We start from the raw sequence: 14,942 nt of genomic DNA, 5'->3' as shown, positions 1-14,942 counted from the left end.
TTCCAAATGTTCATGGGGTGCGTGTGACAGGAGCGGTGAAGTGCTGCAATGCCTGCTGGGCCATCAGCGGGCTTTCGGCCAGTTGCAGGTCGCCAAGCTGTTCGGCGAGTGCGGCAAGGGCGGGATGATGGATTCGCACCGCCGGGCCGATCAGCCATTTGGGGCACTGGCAGCCGCTCAGCAGCTTGCGCAGCCCGGCCACGTTGAGGGCGGTGCTGGCACACAACAACACAGCCCGCGCCTGCAACGTGTCACAGGCCAATGCCAGTTCGCCGGGTGGCAGCGGCCAGTCGAACACCTGCACCCCATGGTTGGAGCTGCTGATCAGCCAGGCGGTTATCCACAGGTGAGGTTCCATGGGTCGATCGGACTGGTTGACCAGCAACACCGGCGGACCGCTGACCTGTCGGTTGTTGTGATAGATGCGCGCGCCCAGCTTGCTGCGCAGCCAGGAGTAGAAAAACACGCGCTCCATCTGTGCGCCGAATTGGCCCTGCCAGCGATGTTCCAGTTCAGCCAGCAATGGCAGCAACAACAGTTCGCAGAGGGTGTTGGGAGGGTAGAGCGCCATGGCCTGGTTCAGACTGTCGTCGAGCCTGCGCTCGGCCAGTTCGGCAATGGCGCCGATCAGGGTCTGGCGCAGCTGCTGCCAGTCGTTGTCCAGCGCCTGGGGCGACGCCTCCGGGGTATCCAGCAGATGCTTGACCTGGCTGACGGCGACGCCACGATTGAGCCAGGTCAATACCTGCTGAATACGCGCGATATGCTGCGAATCGTAGAGCCGATGACCCTTGGCGGTGCGGTGCGGCACCACCAGGCCATAACGACGCTCCCAGGCGCGCAGGGTCACCGGGTGGACCCCGGTCAGGCGGGTCACTTCCCGGATGGGTAGCCAGTCGGCTGCCTGGGGCTCAAATGGCATTGCGCAGGCTCAGGTTTTCCGGATGCGGTTGCAGGTAGGTTTGCTGAGCGATGTAAGGGTCGGGGTGCAGACGAAAGAGGTGCTTGAGCAGCGTCATCGGTACCACCAGGGGTACGATGCCCTCGCGGTATTGGCTGATCAGCTGCTGCAGTTCCTGCTTGTCCTGAGCGTCGATGGCTTGTTTCAGGTAGCCGCTGATGTGCAGCAACACGTTGGTATGGGTGCCCCGTGTAGCGCATCGCTTGAGAGCGGTCATCAGTTCACCGAAGTAGCGCGGGCCGACTTCTTCGGCGTCGCCGCGGCCCATGCTGCCGAGCATTTTGCCCAGCACCTTGTACTGCAGGGGATTATTGGCCATCAGCTGGTACTTGAAGCGGGAGTGATACTCCATGAGGCTGCGCCGGGTCAGGCCTGCCTGGAGCAGCGCCTGCCACTGCGCATAGGCGCCAACGCGCACCAGGAAGTTCTCACGCAGCACGGGGTCACACAGTCGGCCTTCTTCTTCCACCGGCAGGTTGGGATGGCGTTCGCAGAAGGCCTGGGCATAGATGCCGCGACCGCCCTCGCGTTGCGGGGCGCCGTTGTCGCGATAGATCTTGACCCGTTCCAGCCCGCAGGAAGGCGACTTCTGCATGAAGATATAGCCGCACAGATCGGTCAGTTCGCCGGCCATACGGGCGCCGTATTCGGCCAGCGGTTCAGTGACATTGATGTCCGGGTGCACCGTGCCGACGGCCTGGGTGTGATCCTTGTCGCCGATCAGGCGGATAGGCTCGCGGGGAATGCCCAGGCCGATAGCCACTTCAGGGCACACCGGCACGAAGTCGAAGTGTTCGCTGAGAACGCGGCTGCACCAGCGAGATTCCTTGTGCCCCGCGTTGAAGCGCACTTCGGCGCCCAGCAGGCAGGCACTGATGCCGATTTTGGGCTTGGTAGAAAGGGCTTGGTACATGGCCGACCTCTGCTCAAAGCTGTACGGGCATGAATTTCCGTACAGCCTGGATTCATCATAGGTGCGTATATGTACAAGTCAAATATTTTGTACAGTTATTTGGGGCGGGCAGTGCTGTCGGGCGAGGGCACTTGGCGTGCCCGGATCATTGCCAGCCCATTTTCCAAGTCTGCGCATCCTGAAGTGACTGCCAGGGCAGCCGCTGGCAGCGGTGGGTCAGGACGGCTTGCAATTCCACTTCCAGCACCACGCCTTCCTCGTCACAGAGCACGTCGCTCACCAGAAAATGCTTCTCGCGATTGAGCGGCTGGGCTGCGGTCCATTTGGACAGCAGCAGCTTGCGCGGATTGAGCCGATGGCGCGCGGTCATTGCAGGTGCTCGATCAAGCGCCGGGCGGCATCCTGGCCGCTGAGCCAGGCGCCTTCGACGCGGCCGGACAAGCACCAGTCGCCGCACACGTACAGACCCAGATCGGCATCGGCCAAAGCGCCCCACTCATGGGCACCCGCCGGGCGAGCATAGAGCCAGCGATGGGCGATGCTCAGCGTCGGCGCAGGCATCGGGCAGTTGACCAGTTCGGCGAAAGCACCGTGCAGGTGATCGATGACTTCCTCTCTGGACAGGTCGATGTGCTGCTTGCTCCAGGCGCTGGTGGCGTGCAGCACCCAGGTGTCGACGCTGCCGTCGCGCCCAGGTTTGCTGTCACTTCGGGCCAGCCAATCGAGCGGGCTGTCCTGCACGAAGCACCCTTGCATGGGCGTGCTCAAGGCAGTGTCGAAAGCCAATGCCACAGCCCACGTAGGTTCCATCTGCACGCCCGCGACCACTGCGGCCAGTTTGGGCGCGCTGGCCAATAGCGGCGTTGCCTGGGGTGCCGGCACGGCAATCACCACCTGGCTGAACGGGCCATGGCTGGCGCCTTCGGCGTCGAGCAGGTGCCAGAACTCCTTGCCCTTGAACACTTCGGTGATCCGGCAGCTCAACACAGTGGTCAGTTCGGCGGCCATGGCCTTGGGGATCGAACTCATGCGTGGCGTGCCAACCCAGCGCACCTGCTCGTCGGGCGAGGGGCTCAGGCGCCCGTCTTTGGCGTTGTATAGCAGGGGTGCCCATTGTTCGACGCAGCCTGCGGCCTGCCATTGCTGCACCTGAGCAACGAAGCGCCGGTCGCGAGCGGTGAAATACTGGGCGCCAAGGTCGATGGAGCCGACGTCGCTGCGCTTGCTGGACATCCGTCCGCCGACGCCGCGAGCCTTATCGAAGAGGTGGACGGCATGTCCGGCCTTGAGCAGCGCCTGGGCCGCGGAAAGGCCGGCGATGCCGGTGCCGATGATTGCGATAGGTACAGTCATAGTGCCCTCGTAACTACTGTTTGTTTTCAGGCTCGTTGCGGGCGTTTTTCAGTGATGAAGCATGCGCCCTGCGAAACAAACCTGTACAAAACACTCAATCAGTATAAGTTAGCGGGATCCTTTTTGCTCAGGTGTCCTATGGTTCATCTGAGAGCAGTCATGGCAGAAAGTGCCTCTCTCATAAAAATAGACTAGCGATGCAAGGGCAACGCCACATGGAGAAGACCTCATGCACATATTGCTGACCGGCGGTACTGGTCTGATTGGCCGCAAGCTCTGCCAGTACTGGGTAGGGCAGGGGCACGATATTACCGTGTTGAGCCGACGACCGGACCAGGTCAGGCACCTGTGTGGTGCCAGCGTGCGCGGTATCGAGCGCCTCGAGGCGTTCGGTGATGGGGCTCTGGATGCTGTCGTGAACCTGGCGGGTGCGCCCATTGCCGACCGGCCGTGGACTGCCAGGCGCAAGGCATTGTTGTGGAGTAGCCGGATCACCCTGACCGAGCGTCTGCTGGCCTGGCTGGAAAGCCGTGAGCAGCGTCCGGAGGTGCTGATTTCCGGCTCTGCGGTGGGCTGGTACGGTGACGGCGGCGAACGTGAATTGACCGAAGCGTCGCAGCCGGTCAAGGAAGACTTCGCCAGCCATTTGTGCATTGCCTGGGAGGAAGCCGCCCAGCGCGCCGAGGCCCTGGGCATCCGCGTGGTGCTGGTGCGTACCGGCCTGGTACTGGCCAGTGAGGGTGGTTTTCTCAAGCGCCTGGCACTGCCGTTCAAGCTGGGCCTGGGCGGCCCCATCGGCAACGGTCGCCAGTGGATGCCGTGGGTGCACATCAGCGATCAAATCGCGCTGATTGATTTTCTCTTGCAGCAGCGTGACTGCCAAGGTCCCTATAATGCCTGCGCGCCCGAACCGGTGCGCAATCGCGAGTTCGCCAGCCTGCTGGGCAAGGCGCTGCACCGACCTGCCTTCATGCCATTGCCATCGCTGTTGTTGCGCGCCGGCCTGGGCGAGCTGTCGGGGTTGCTGCTGGGCGGACAGCGGGCGCGGCCCGCGAAGCTACAGGCCGCAGGCTTCAACTTTCGCTACACCGAATTACCCGCTGCCCTGGCAGAACTCTCCAGGCGGCTTTGAGCGTCAATCGTCGAACCTTTGAAATAGGACGTTGCATGACCGATCACGCCCTGCTGCTGGTCAACCTGGGATCACCGGCTTCTACCGAGGTGGCCGACGTGCGCCGCTACCTCAATCAATTTCTCATGGACCCCTATGTCATCGACCTGCCCTGGCCGGTGCGGCGCTTGCTGGTGTCTCTGATTCTGATCAAACGGCCCGAGCAGTCGGCCCACGCCTACGCCTCGATCTGGTGGGAGGACGGCTCACCGCTGGTGGTACTGACCCGTCGCCTGCATGCGCTGATGACGCAACAATGGAGCCATGGTCCGGTAGAGATGGCCATGCGTTACGGCGAGCCATCGCTGGATACGGTGCTGACGCGCCTGGCGGGGCAGGGTGTGGGCAAAGTGACCTTGGCGCCGCTGTACCCGCAGTTTGCACAAAGCACCGTGACCACGGTGATCGAGCAGGCCAGGAAGGTGGTGCGCGAGCGGAAGCTGCCGATTCAGTTCAGCGTGCTGCAACCGTTCTACGATCAACCTGAATACATCGATGCGTTGGTAGCCAGTGCCAGGCCTTACCTGGAGCAGCCCCATGATCATCTGCTGATGAGTTTTCATGGTCTGCCGGAACGGCACCTGACCAAGATCGACCCGACCGGCAAGCATTGCTTGCGCAATGCCGACTGCTGCAAGACGGCCTCGCCTGAAGTCCTGGCCACGTGCTACCGCGCCCAGTGCCTGCGCACCGCCAGTGCCTTTGCCGAGCGCATGGGCTTGGCCGAGGGCAGTTGGTCGGTGTCGTTCCAGTCGCGGCTGGGCCGCGCGAAGTGGATCGAGCCCTATACCGAAGTCAGGCTGCACGAGTTGGCGGAGCAGGGGGTCAGGAAGCTAATGGTGATGTGCCCGGCGTTCGTTGCCGATTGCATCGAAACGTTGGAGGAAATTGGCGATCGCGGGCAGGAGCAGTTTCGCGAGGCGGGCGGGGAGGAGTTGGTGTTGGTGCCTTGTTTGAACGATCACCCGCAGTGGGGGGTGGCGTTGAATACGTTGTGTGAGCGGGCGCCGGTGATGTTGTGATGTTGTGCGAGGGAGGGATCGGAGATGGGGGGGGATGGTCCCCTCACCCCAGCCCTCTCCCTGAGGGAGAGGGGGCAAAAGCGGGTTGTGGTGGGGCTGATAGGCCAGCCACGATCAATCCTGCGATGTCTTCTTCCAATCCGTGTGCCCTGGCAGCAGCAGATTCAGCGCGATCGCCACTACCGCGCACAGCGCAATACCCTTGAGCCCGAAATCGTCCGGCCCGGTGCCGGAGCCGACCAGCACGCCGCCGATGCCGAACACCAGTGTCACGGAAACGATCACCAGGTTGCGCGCTTCGCCCAGGTCCACCTTGTGCCGAATCATGGTGTTCAAGCCGACTGCGGCGATGGAGCCGAACAGCAGGCAAAGAATGCCGCCCATGACCGGTACCGGGATGCTCTGCAACAGCGCGCCGAACTTGCCGATGAACGCCAGGGTGATGGCGAAGATCGCCGCCCAGGTCATGATCTTCGGGTTGTAGTTCTTGGTCAGCATCACGGCGCCCGTGACTTCGGCGTAGGTGGTGTTGGGCGGTCCGCCGAACAGGCCGGCAGTGGTCGTGGCGATGCCGTCGCCCAGCAGTGTGCGGTGCAGGCCAGGTGTTTTCAGGTAGTCGCGTCCGGTCACGCTGCCCACCGCGATCACCCCGCCGATATGCTCGATGGCCGGAGCCAGTGCCACGGGCACGATGAACAGGATTGCCTGCCAATTGAAAGCCGGTGCAGTGAAGTGTGGGAACGCCAACCACGGCGCGGCGGCAATCTTCGCGGTATCGACCACGCCGAAAGCGAAGGACAGGCCAAAGCCCACCAGTACCCCGGCGATGATCGGCACCAGACGGAAGATGCCTTTGCCGAACACCGCTACCACTACCGTGGTGAGCAACGCTGGCATGGAGATCCACATGGCGGTGGTGTAGGGGATCAGTTCAGCGCCGTCGCCGGCCTTGCCCATGGCCATGTTGGCCGCGATCGGGGCCATGGCCAGGCCGATCGAGATCACTACCGGCCCGATCACCACCGGCGGCAGCAGGCGGTCGATGAAGCCGGTACCCTTGATCTTCACTGCCAGACCCAGGAAGGTGTAGACGAAACCTGCCGCCATCACCCCGCCCATGGTTTCGGCCAGGCCGAACTGACCCTTGGCCAGGATGATCGGCGTGATGAAGGCGAAGCTGGAGGCCAGGAACACCGGCACCTGACGCCCCGTCACCACTTGGAACAACAGGGTGCCCAGGCCTGCGGTGAACAGCGCCACGTTGGGGTCCAGGCCGGTGATCAGAGGCATCAGCACCAACGCGCCGAAGGCCACGAAAAGCATCTGCGCGCCGGACAGCACCTGTCGCCAGAGCGGATCGTTGAACTCATCCTGCATGGGTCAGGCGTCCTTCTGCTTGGTGCCGAAGATCTTGTCCCCGGCATCGCCCAGGCCTGGGATGATGTAGCCATGTTCGTTCAGGCACTCGTCGATGGAGGCCGTGTAGATCTGCACGTCGGGGTGGGCGGTTTCCACTGCGGCGATGCCTTCGGGCGCGGCCACCAGCACCATGGCGCGGATTTCCTTGCAGCCGGCTTTTTTCAGCAGGTCGATGGTGGCAACCATGGAGGCGCCGGTGGCCAGCATCGGATCGATGATCATCGCCAGGCGCTCGTCGATTTCGGGCACCAGCTTTTCCAGGTAGGTGTGGGCTTCCAGGGTGTCTTCGTTGCGGGCTACGCCGACGGCGCTGACCTTGGCCCCGGGGATCAAGCTGAGGACGCCGTCGAGCATGCCGATGCCGGCCCGCAGGATCGGCACCACGGTGATTTTCTTGCCGGCGATTTTCTCGACCTGCACCGGTCCTGCCCAGCCTGGGATTTCGTAGTTTTCCAGGGGCAGATCCTTGGTTGCCTCGTAAGTGAGCAAGGCTCCGACTTCCTGCGCGAGTTCGCGGAAGTTCTTCGTGCTGATATCGGCACGGCGCATGAGGCCGAGCTTATGACGGATCAGCGGGTGGCGGATCTCACGTGTTGGCATGGGGAATGGCTCCGGGCGGGCAAAAAACCGCGCTAGATTAATCTATTGTGTCGGGCTGTCCTATAGACATACTGCACGTTAGTCCACAAATGCTTGATTCGTCCCCGCTGTGTGCGTACCTTTGCCCGCTTTTCTCGCACCGCCCCCCTGGAGAGCGCCATGTCCGCTGATCTCGAGCACATCCGTCAAGTCATGCGCGAAGCTGACTGCCTGTATACCGAAGCCGAAGTCGAAGCGGCGATTGCCAAGGTCGGCGCACAGATCAACGCCGAACTGGCCGAGCGCAACCCGGTGGTGTTCTGCGTGATGAACGGCGGGCTGATCTTCTCCGGCAAACTGCTCACGCATCTGAATTTCCCGCTGGAAGCGTCCTACCTGCACGCCACCCGCTACCGCAACGAGACCCGCGGCGGTGATCTGTTCTGGAAGGCCAAGCCGGAGATATCGTTCATCGACCGCGATGTGCTGATCATCGATGACATTCTCGACGAGGGTCATACCCTCAGCGCCATCATTGACTTCTGCAAGCATGCCGGCGCGCGTGCGGTGCATACCGCGGTGCTGATCGACAAGGACCATGACCGCAAGGCCAGCCCGGACCTCAAGGCCGACTTCGTGGGGTTGCCGTGCATCGATCGGTATATCTTTGGGTATGGTATGGATTACAAGGGTTACTGGCGCAATGCGGCAGGGATTTATGCGGTGAAAGGGCTCTGATCGCGTCGGTCCCGGACCCGGCTTACGCCGGTGCTACATTGATATTTCCCCTGAGGAACCATGCCATGCGCCTGACCGTTGCTGCTTTAGCCCTGTCGATGAGCTTGCCGCTCGCGGCCGCACCGATGCACGGGCAGTTTCTACCGCCCGACGAGCAGACTCTGCGCGACGGCAATCCCGAGCAGCAACAGCTGCTGCAGGTCACCGATTACTCGGTGGTGATGGGCAACCAACGTCATTCCAACCAGCAGCCCATTCCGGTCACCGCGCCGATGTTGCTGCGCCTCAAGGGCAAGACCTTGAACAAGGGCGCCAGCCTGGCCCAGGTGTTGATCACCTTCGATGGTGAAAGCAAAAGCTTGAAGAAGCCGACATTCGACGAAGCCAGCAAAACCCTCACGCTCACCTACCCGTTGAACCAGTACCGGATCCTGCTGGACCTGTTGCGCAACGACACCGTGTATGTGCAGTTCCTCACCTACGCCAACGGTCACATCTGGGCCGACCTGCACACGGGCAGCGTACGCGCGCGTTGAGCCCGAGCCTTGCACGGGGGTAAACTGCCTGCCCCGTGGAATAGCCGTGATAGCGAGTTGGAGTCGGTAATGCGTAAAGACAAGAAGCAGTTGATTGGTGACGAGATCGGCGACGCGCAGATCAAGTTGTTCCTGGATTTCGAACCGGTCGATGCCACTTCGCCGTCGCTGCATAAACTGGTCAAGGCCTACCGCGGCCTGCGTGTCGATGACTTCGAGCGTTTCCTGGTGTTCTTCAAGGAGGCCGGCTACGACCTGGATGGCAAGGACGAACACGGCAATGATTTCGTTACCCTGATCCGTGATCAGCGCAACGCGGCGGACTACATCGAGCTGATCGACAAAGCCCGCGGCTGATTCATCAGTCCAAAAAAAACGCCCCTCGGGGCGTTTTTTTATTGGCTGGATCAGGCGTAATGCTGCGCACCGCTGGGTTTTTCCACCAGTTCGAGCGCGACATCGCTTTCGCTGCTGACCCGACGATAGAGCTCGGCATCTTCTGCCAGAGCCTTTTCCCGCGCCGGGAAGATCTCGCCCAGCTTGGCCGTCCAGGCGGCCGAACGGGTCTGTTCGGGGAAGCAACGTTCCAGCAGATCGAGCATGATCGACACGGTGACCGATGCACCCGGCGAGGCCCCCAGCAAGGCGGCCAGCGAACCGTCGGCAGCCGACACCAGCTCGGTACCGAATTGCAGCACACCGCCTTTGTTCCGGTCTTTCTTGATGATCTGCACGCGTTGGCCAGCCACTTCCAGGCGCCAGTCTTCAGCCTTGGCTTCAGGGTAGAAGCGGCGCAGCGAATCCAGGCGTTGTTCCATGGACTGGCGGACTTCGCTCATCAGGTACTTGGTGAGGTCCATGTTGTCCCGCGCCACGGCCAGCATCGGGCCGATGTTGGCGGCGCGTACCGACAGCGGCAGGTCGAGGAACGAGCCGTGCTTGAGGAACTTGGTGGTGAAGCCGGCGTAGGGTCCGAACAGCAGCGATTTCTTGCCATCGACCACGCGGGTGTCCAGATGCGGTACCGACATTGGTGGCGAGCCCACTGCCGCCTGGCTGTAGACCTTGGCCTGGTGGCGCTTGACCACTTCGGGGTTGTCGCAGCGCAGCCACTGGCCGCTGACCGGGAAGCCGCCGAAGCCCTTGCCTTCCTCGATGCCCGACATCTGCAGCAGCGGCAGCGCTGCGCCGCCGGCACCCAGGAACACGAAGCTGGCATCGATTTCGCGGGTACTGCCGCTGTTGACGTCCTTGATGCTGACCGACCAGCCCTTGCCCTTGCGGGTCAGGCCGGTGACTTTCTTGCAGTACTTGACCTGGGCGCCGGGCGCGTTGGACAGGTGGGCCAGCAGCTTGTTGGTGAGCGCGCCGAAGTTGACGTCGGTACCGCCCATCACCCGCGTGGCGCTGATGTGCTGGTCGGCAGGGCGGCCGGGCATCATCAGTGGCATCCACTCGGTCATCTTCGCCTTGTCTTCGGTGTATTCCATGTCGGCGAAGGCGTGATGCTGCTTGAGCATCTCGAAGCGTTTCTTGAGGAACGCGACGCCCTTGTCACCTTCCACATAGCTCAGATGGGGTACCGGGCTGATGAAAGACCTGGCCGAGCCGAAGCTGCTCTGTTTGGTGAGGTAGGCCCAGAACTGTTTCGACACCTCGAACTGGGTGTTGATCTGCACAGCCTTCTTGATGTCGATGGAACCATCGGCCGCCTGAGGCGTGTAGTTCAGCTCGCACAGTCCGGCGTGGCCGGTGCCGGCGTTGTTCCATGGGTTGGAACTCTCGGCAGCACCGGAATCCATCAGCTCGACGACTTCCAGCTTCAGTGCCGGATCGAGTTCCTTGAGCAGTACGGCCAGGGTGGCACTCATGATGCCTGCCCCTACCAATACCACGTCGACTGCTTCGTTTTGCGCCATTTAACGCGTCTCCAAAATCTTCAGCACCCAATTGACAGCATAGGACCCCGGTAAGTTTGTGCAGGCCTGGGTCGCCATGTCCGAATCTTCACAATTGCTTCGCTGCAGCGGCGCGTGCGCGACCGGGTGTCAGGCCAGAGCCCATGAACTCACGTTCGACCCCGATGGGCAATGCGACCATGGTCAATGCCCCCAGCAGCGATGAAACGCCTCAATGAAAGCGTTCGATCCTTCTTCTTCGGGCCGTTCGGGACGCGGATGGTGCTGGTACAGATGCAAGACTTTTCATTTTGCTCGCCACACTCTTGTGAAGTTGTGAAAACCCGTTTTTTCACGCTCTTTTGGAGTCGTGAACCTCAAGAAGGCTGCTTGGAAACCGGCAGCGCCAGGTTCACGCAGGCGAGGGAGCACGCCTGTACATGACCTGCGTGGGCGGCTCTCTGGGGGCGGTGCGAAGGCCAAGGCGATTGCGTTGGCGGTAATGCGAGGCCCGATCAGGAGACGTCCTTATAATCGGGGGGAGATTATAGCGATGAAACGCGGGGAATTGATCGTTATTTAAATGGCTTTTACTGACTCGTCGGTCACGCGTGCGCAGCCCGAACGGCGCTAACGCCCGTGGCATGGGAGCTGACGCGTGCATGGGCGGGCAATGCCTGGCCGAGCCATTGTGGGCGAATATCGTTCACTTCGACCCAGCCTTCGCCTTGCGGAGGTTGCTGGCACTGCTTGAAGGCGCGGCAATGGCCCTGGCCGTCGAGGGCCACGTAGCAACGATAGGGCTGGCGGGTACCGAACAGGGATTTGAGCAGGCGCATGAGCGGTTCACCGTGGGCTTGATGTAGGGCAGAGCGTGGCAGGCTTGGGTGACAAGGTGATGACATGGAGCGCTGGTCCGTTGCGTCCCGCCCCCGCTATACTCCCTCCCCATCGAATGCCTGTTCCCCCGGAGAGATGAGCATGTTGCAACGCCTGTTGTTCGCTATGATCGCTGTGACCAGTCTGACGTTGGTCGGTTGTGCCAACAGCCCGCAGCAACTCAGCCCGCAGCCGCGCCTGACGTCGCAATTGGCCGCGGTCGGCCAGGGCCAGCCGGTGGTGGTGCGCGTGGTCGACGGTCGCGGATCGCCTACCCTGGGTACGCGCGGTGGCCTGTACCCCGAGACCAGCGCTGTCAGCGTCGCGGCCAATGATGTGATCCCCAAGCTGCAGGCTCAGGCCGAAGCCGCCGTGCGACTGCTGGGCTTCACCCCCACCGGCAGTGCTGGCAGCGCGCCGACCCTGACCATCACCCTGGCGGAGCTCAAGTATCAGTCGCCCAAAGACAAGATGTACGTGACCGAAGCCAACATCGGCGCCACCTTCAAGGCGGATGTCGCCAATGGCGGTCGTCACTACAGCGGTCGCTACGGCGCTTCGCTGAACCAGCGTTTCGGCATGGCGCCGAATCAGGAAACCAACACCAAGCTGGTCAGCGATGTATTGAGCGACGCCCTGACGCGTGTGTTCAAGGACGCGACCATCGGCCAGACGCTGGCTCGGGGTAGTTTCTGATTTTTCGTTGGTCATCGAAGAAAAGCCCGCGTTGAACGCGGGCTTTTTTCATGGATCGGGTTGGGTGGGGCAGAGGGGGTTGAGGTGAGCAGTCCATTCACCGAATACCTCAAGCCGCCTGAGAATAGAACTCCAGCACGCTTATCCCCGTCGCCACATCAAGCTCCGGCCAGTCGCCATGCTGATGCCCACCCAGCGCGCAGTACACCAGCCACTGACGATCTTGCACATTGAACGCCAGGGCATCGATCAGCGCTTCCTGTTCGTCGCTGGCGGCAATGAGATAGAGGCGGTCCTGGTTCTGGGCATGCAGCATGACAAACATCCGTGGTGTGTGAAGGTGCAACACAATGGCGTGTTTGTATGACGAGCGTGTGACGCCGGGCTTTAATGAAAAACGGCGCCCTTGAGGCGCCGTTGGTCATCCGAACGGTCAGAGCGGCAGTCCAGCCTTGACTCGATACTGATTTCGCACCGGGGTGGCGTACTGCACGATGAGGTACGGGCGTTGTTCCACCGGGCACTCGCGCAGGCGCCGCAGCCATTCGGCGCGGGCCTTTTCCAACTCATCGGCGGGAAACAGCTCGGCGGCGGCCGGCACGTGCAGCTCAGGGTCGGCGTCGGCCCACTGCGCGTAGGCCAGGTAGTGCACCGGGAACAGGCGATAGCCGCCGAGGATCTGCCGGTCGACTTCGATGGCCAACTGCTTGGTGTCCTCGAACAGCGCAGCGATGGGCGCGGCAAAATTGACGTGCACCCGGCCCTTGTAGCCGGTGATGCCCTGGGCGATGCTGACGTCGTCTTCACCCGGCGCCTTGTTGTAGGCGCCCTTGGTGGCGCGGATGTACAGCTCGCGCGCCTTGGCCTGGTCGCAAGGGTCATACTCGTAGCTGATCGACACGGGCGTGAGGTTGAGGCTGCGGATGACTTCGCCGAACGGTTCGTCCTTGCGGCTCATGTGGAACATCTTGAGGATCGCCGAATCGGTGCGATCGTCGCCGTCCTTGGCGCGTCCTTCGGCCTGGGCGATCCAGATAGACGCCACGTCGTTGCGGATCGAGTGATTGATGTAGGCCGACAGCAGCTGGTAGGAGGCGAGCTTCTCGCGACGGCCGACCAGCGAGCGGTGAACGATGAAGCTCTTGTTCAGGCGCATCAGGTCGCTGACGAAGGGCTTCTGCAGCAGATTGTCGCCGATGGCGATGCGCGGCGTCGGCAGGCCGGCATGGTACACGGCATAGTTGACGAAGGCCGGGTCCATCACGATGTCGCGGTGGTTGGCCAGGAACAGGTAAGCACTGCCGGACTTGAACTGCTCGACGCCCGTGTAGGTCACACCGTCGGTGGCGCGATCGATGGTGTGGTCGACGTAGAACTCGACCTTGTCCTGCAGGCTGGCGACGTCGGTCACGTCTTTGAACTCACGGCGCAGGCGGCGCGCGATCAGCGGCTTGAGCAGCCAGCCCAGGGCCTTGGCCTGTCGCGGGAAGCGAAAGTGGGTGAGGATATCCAGAAATGCCGGATCGCTGAGCAACCGTGCCAGAACGGCAGGTACTTCGGCGTCGTCATAGGGTCGGATGGCATCGAATTCGCCCATCATGCTCTCTTGTAGGAAACGGCTAGGGTAAAGGTGCAGGTTCGAAAATCTGCGCCAGCGCCGATGGCCGGCGCCGCAGGACACCTGCAAACAGACCGCCGATTATACGCACAAGTCACCCGTTGGAGGCCGCGATGCTGGAAACCGAGTCTTACGATTGCCCTTACTGTGGCGAGCCTGCCGAAGCCGTGCTCGACCTGTCCGGCGGGGATCAGCAGTATATAGAAGACTGCCCGGTGTGCTGCCGTCCCATCGTGTTCAGCCTGGACACCGATGGCCAGGACTGGTCGCTGGTCGTACGCAGCGAGAACGAATGATGCAGCGGGTCTATGAACCGGGCAGCCTGCTCGAGGCCCAGATGTTGCTGGGTATGCTGGAGAGCGAAGGCATTGTGGCGCACCTGGCGGGCCGTGATCTGGTCGGGGGCATGGGCGAACTGCCGGCCATGGGTTTGCTCGGTGTTCTGGTGGACAATGACCAGGCCGACTACGCACGTCAGTTGATCGGTGAGTACAATGCTGCGCTGCCGATGCCGGGCGACGAGCCCGACAGTGTTCCCGGGGTCTTGCTGTGTTAGGCCCCTCAAGAGTCTTTGCCTGATGTGTGGACGTTTTGCCTTGTTTCGCTGGTCGCCGGCCTTCGCCGCGCAGGCCGGTTTTCCCGCCGACCAGCGTGCCCAGTGGAATATTTCGCCGGGGGACTCGGTGCTTATCCAGCGTCTGGAGCAGGGTGCCTCTACCCTGGCCCGCGCGCGCTGGGGGCTGACGCCGCCCTGGCTCACCGACCTGTCGCGAACCCCGGCCCATGCCCGTGCCGAAACCCTGGCCGAGCAGCCGATGTTTCGTGAAGCCCTGCGCCTGCGGCGCTGCCTGATTCCGGCGAACGGTTTCTATGAATGGCGCGGCAATGTGCGCAAGCGGCCCTATTGGCTGACGCCGGGGGAGGGCTCATCGCTGTTCTTTGCCGCCGTGTGGGAAGCGTATCCGGTGCAGGAGCAGGTGTGGCTCAGCACCGCTGTGGTGACTCAGGCGGCGATGAATCAACGTCGGCCGTTGATTCTCGATACGGCCGGCCAGCAGGCCTGGCTGGACCCCGAAACGCCCCTTGCCGTGCTGCAATCGTTGCTGGCGGCACCCCAGCCCCCGCTGCGCGAGCGCCCCCTGGCCAACCTGGTCAACGA

The 14,942-nt window shown here is 62.2% G+C and carries 19 protein-coding genes; 9 read left to right on the top strand and 10 right to left on the bottom strand.

Annotated features, from left to right (window positions below):
* Positions 1 to 10: 10 nt before the first annotated feature.
* From B3397_RS14470 to B3397_RS14455, 4 genes are all read right to left on the bottom strand, one after another.
* On the bottom strand, positions 11 to 922 hold the full coding sequence (locus tag B3397_RS14470; protein WP_296251248.1) for a MerR family transcriptional regulator: 912 nt from the start codon (positions 920 to 922) through the stop codon (positions 11 to 13).
* Entirely contained in the window at positions 912 to 1,874 is a 963-nt protein-coding gene (locus tag B3397_RS14465) for a YbgA family protein (protein ID WP_296251225.1), read from the bottom strand. Before B3397_RS14465 ends, B3397_RS14470 begins: the two co-directional genes overlap by 11 nt.
* A gap of 145 nt (positions 1,875 to 2,019) precedes the next feature.
* A complete protein-coding gene (locus B3397_RS14460) occupies positions 2,020 to 2,244 on the bottom strand; it encodes a TIGR02450 family Trp-rich protein (protein WP_296251222.1) in 225 nt (74 codons plus the stop codon).
* Positions 2,241 to 3,227 (bottom strand): NAD(P)/FAD-dependent oxidoreductase, encoded by a 987-nt coding sequence (locus B3397_RS14455; protein ID WP_296251220.1) that lies wholly within the window; start codon positions 3,225 to 3,227, stop codon positions 2,241 to 2,243. Before B3397_RS14455 ends, B3397_RS14460 begins: the two co-directional genes overlap by 4 nt.
* A 229-nt stretch (positions 3,228 to 3,456) precedes the next feature.
* Here B3397_RS14455 and B3397_RS14450 point away from each other — a divergent pair, with 229 nt between their 5' ends.
* Together B3397_RS14450 and hemH are read left to right on the top strand one after the other, a co-directional pair.
* Positions 3,457 to 4,359, top strand: coding sequence for a TIGR01777 family oxidoreductase (locus tag B3397_RS14450; protein WP_296251218.1), 903 nt, complete (start codon positions 3,457 to 3,459; stop codon positions 4,357 to 4,359).
* 35 nt (positions 4,360 to 4,394) lie between these two features.
* Positions 4,395 to 5,420, top strand: coding sequence for a ferrochelatase (hemH, locus tag B3397_RS14445; RefSeq protein ID WP_296251217.1), 1,026 nt, complete (start codon positions 4,395 to 4,397; stop codon positions 5,418 to 5,420).
* A 114-nt stretch (positions 5,421 to 5,534) separates the two neighbouring features.
* Here the strand turns inward: hemH and B3397_RS14440 are convergent, their stop codons facing one another.
* Both B3397_RS14440 and upp read right to left on the bottom strand, forming a co-directional pair.
* A complete protein-coding gene (locus B3397_RS14440; RefSeq protein ID WP_296251215.1) occupies positions 5,535 to 6,797 on the bottom strand; it encodes a uracil-xanthine permease family protein in 1,263 nt (420 codons plus the stop codon).
* Between the two features lie 3 nt (positions 6,798 to 6,800).
* Positions 6,801 to 7,439, bottom strand: coding sequence for a uracil phosphoribosyltransferase (gene upp / locus B3397_RS14435; protein WP_296251214.1), 639 nt, complete (start codon positions 7,437 to 7,439; stop codon positions 6,801 to 6,803).
* 159 nt (positions 7,440 to 7,598) lie between these two features.
* Here upp and B3397_RS14430 point away from each other — a divergent pair, with 159 nt between their 5' ends.
* The 3 genes from B3397_RS14430 to B3397_RS14420 all read left to right on the top strand — a co-directional run bounded on the left by B3397_RS14430 (position 7,599) and on the right by B3397_RS14420 (position 9,049).
* Positions 7,599 to 8,156, top strand: a complete 558-nt coding sequence (locus B3397_RS14430) for a hypoxanthine-guanine phosphoribosyltransferase (RefSeq protein WP_296251213.1) — start codon at positions 7,599 to 7,601, stop codon at positions 8,154 to 8,156.
* 65 nt (positions 8,157 to 8,221) lie between these two features.
* On the top strand, positions 8,222 to 8,692 hold the full coding sequence (locus tag B3397_RS14425) for a hypothetical protein (protein ID WP_296251211.1): 471 nt from the start codon (positions 8,222 to 8,224) through the stop codon (positions 8,690 to 8,692).
* Between the two features lie 69 nt (positions 8,693 to 8,761).
* The gene (locus tag B3397_RS14420; protein WP_296251209.1) at positions 8,762 to 9,049 is read left to right on the top strand and encodes a PA4642 family protein; all 288 of its coding nucleotides are present in this window, start codon (positions 8,762 to 8,764) and stop codon (positions 9,047 to 9,049) included.
* A gap of 50 nt (positions 9,050 to 9,099) precedes the next feature.
* Here B3397_RS14420 and mqo read toward each other — a convergent pair whose 3' ends face one another.
* Positions 9,100 to 10,611: a malate dehydrogenase (quinone) gene (gene mqo / locus B3397_RS14415; RefSeq protein WP_296251207.1), complete on the bottom strand. Its 1,512-nt coding sequence runs from the start codon at positions 10,609 to 10,611 to the stop codon at positions 9,100 to 9,102.
* A gap of 584 nt (positions 10,612 to 11,195) precedes the next feature.
* Positions 11,196 to 11,429, bottom strand: a complete 234-nt coding sequence (locus tag B3397_RS14410) for a hypothetical protein (RefSeq protein ID WP_296251206.1) — start codon at positions 11,427 to 11,429, stop codon at positions 11,196 to 11,198.
* 142 nt (positions 11,430 to 11,571) lie between these two features.
* Between B3397_RS14410 and B3397_RS14405 the strand changes: the two genes are divergently transcribed.
* Entirely contained in the window at positions 11,572 to 12,165 is a 594-nt protein-coding gene (locus B3397_RS14405; protein WP_296251205.1) for a YajG family lipoprotein, read from the top strand.
* Between the two features lie 109 nt (positions 12,166 to 12,274).
* On the opposite strand, the gene B3397_RS14400 is transcribed toward B3397_RS14405, so the two are convergent.
* Positions 12,275 to 12,481 (bottom strand): hypothetical protein, encoded by a 207-nt coding sequence (locus tag B3397_RS14400; RefSeq protein ID WP_296251203.1) that lies wholly within the window; start codon positions 12,479 to 12,481, stop codon positions 12,275 to 12,277.
* A 117-nt stretch (positions 12,482 to 12,598) separates the two neighbouring features.
* Complete coding sequence (locus B3397_RS14395; protein ID WP_296251201.1) at positions 12,599 to 13,765, bottom strand: 1-acyl-sn-glycerol-3-phosphate acyltransferase; 1,167 nt, start codon at positions 13,763 to 13,765, stop codon at positions 12,599 to 12,601.
* 131 nt (positions 13,766 to 13,896) lie between these two features.
* On the opposite strand from B3397_RS14395, the gene B3397_RS14390 reads away from it, so the two are divergent.
* The 3 genes from B3397_RS14390 to B3397_RS14380 form a co-directional block, all read left to right on the top strand.
* Positions 13,897 to 14,079, top strand: coding sequence for a CPXCG motif-containing cysteine-rich protein (locus B3397_RS14390; protein WP_296251198.1), 183 nt, complete (start codon positions 13,897 to 13,899; stop codon positions 14,077 to 14,079).
* A complete protein-coding gene (locus tag B3397_RS14385) occupies positions 14,079 to 14,339 on the top strand; it encodes a putative signal transducing protein (RefSeq protein WP_296251308.1) in 261 nt (86 codons plus the stop codon). Before B3397_RS14390 ends, B3397_RS14385 begins: the two co-directional genes overlap by 1 nt.
* Before the next feature lie 22 nt (positions 14,340 to 14,361).
* On the top strand, positions 14,362 to 14,942 hold a 581-nt coding region (locus B3397_RS14380), incomplete at its 3' end, for an SOS response-associated peptidase (RefSeq protein WP_296251196.1).

Origin of the sequence: Pseudomonas sp. UBA4194 (assembly GCF_002379585.1) — a bacterium.
Taxonomy (GTDB): domain Bacteria; phylum Pseudomonadota; class Gammaproteobacteria; order Pseudomonadales; family Pseudomonadaceae; genus Aquipseudomonas.
This window is presented reverse-complemented; position numbering and strand designations above follow the sequence as displayed.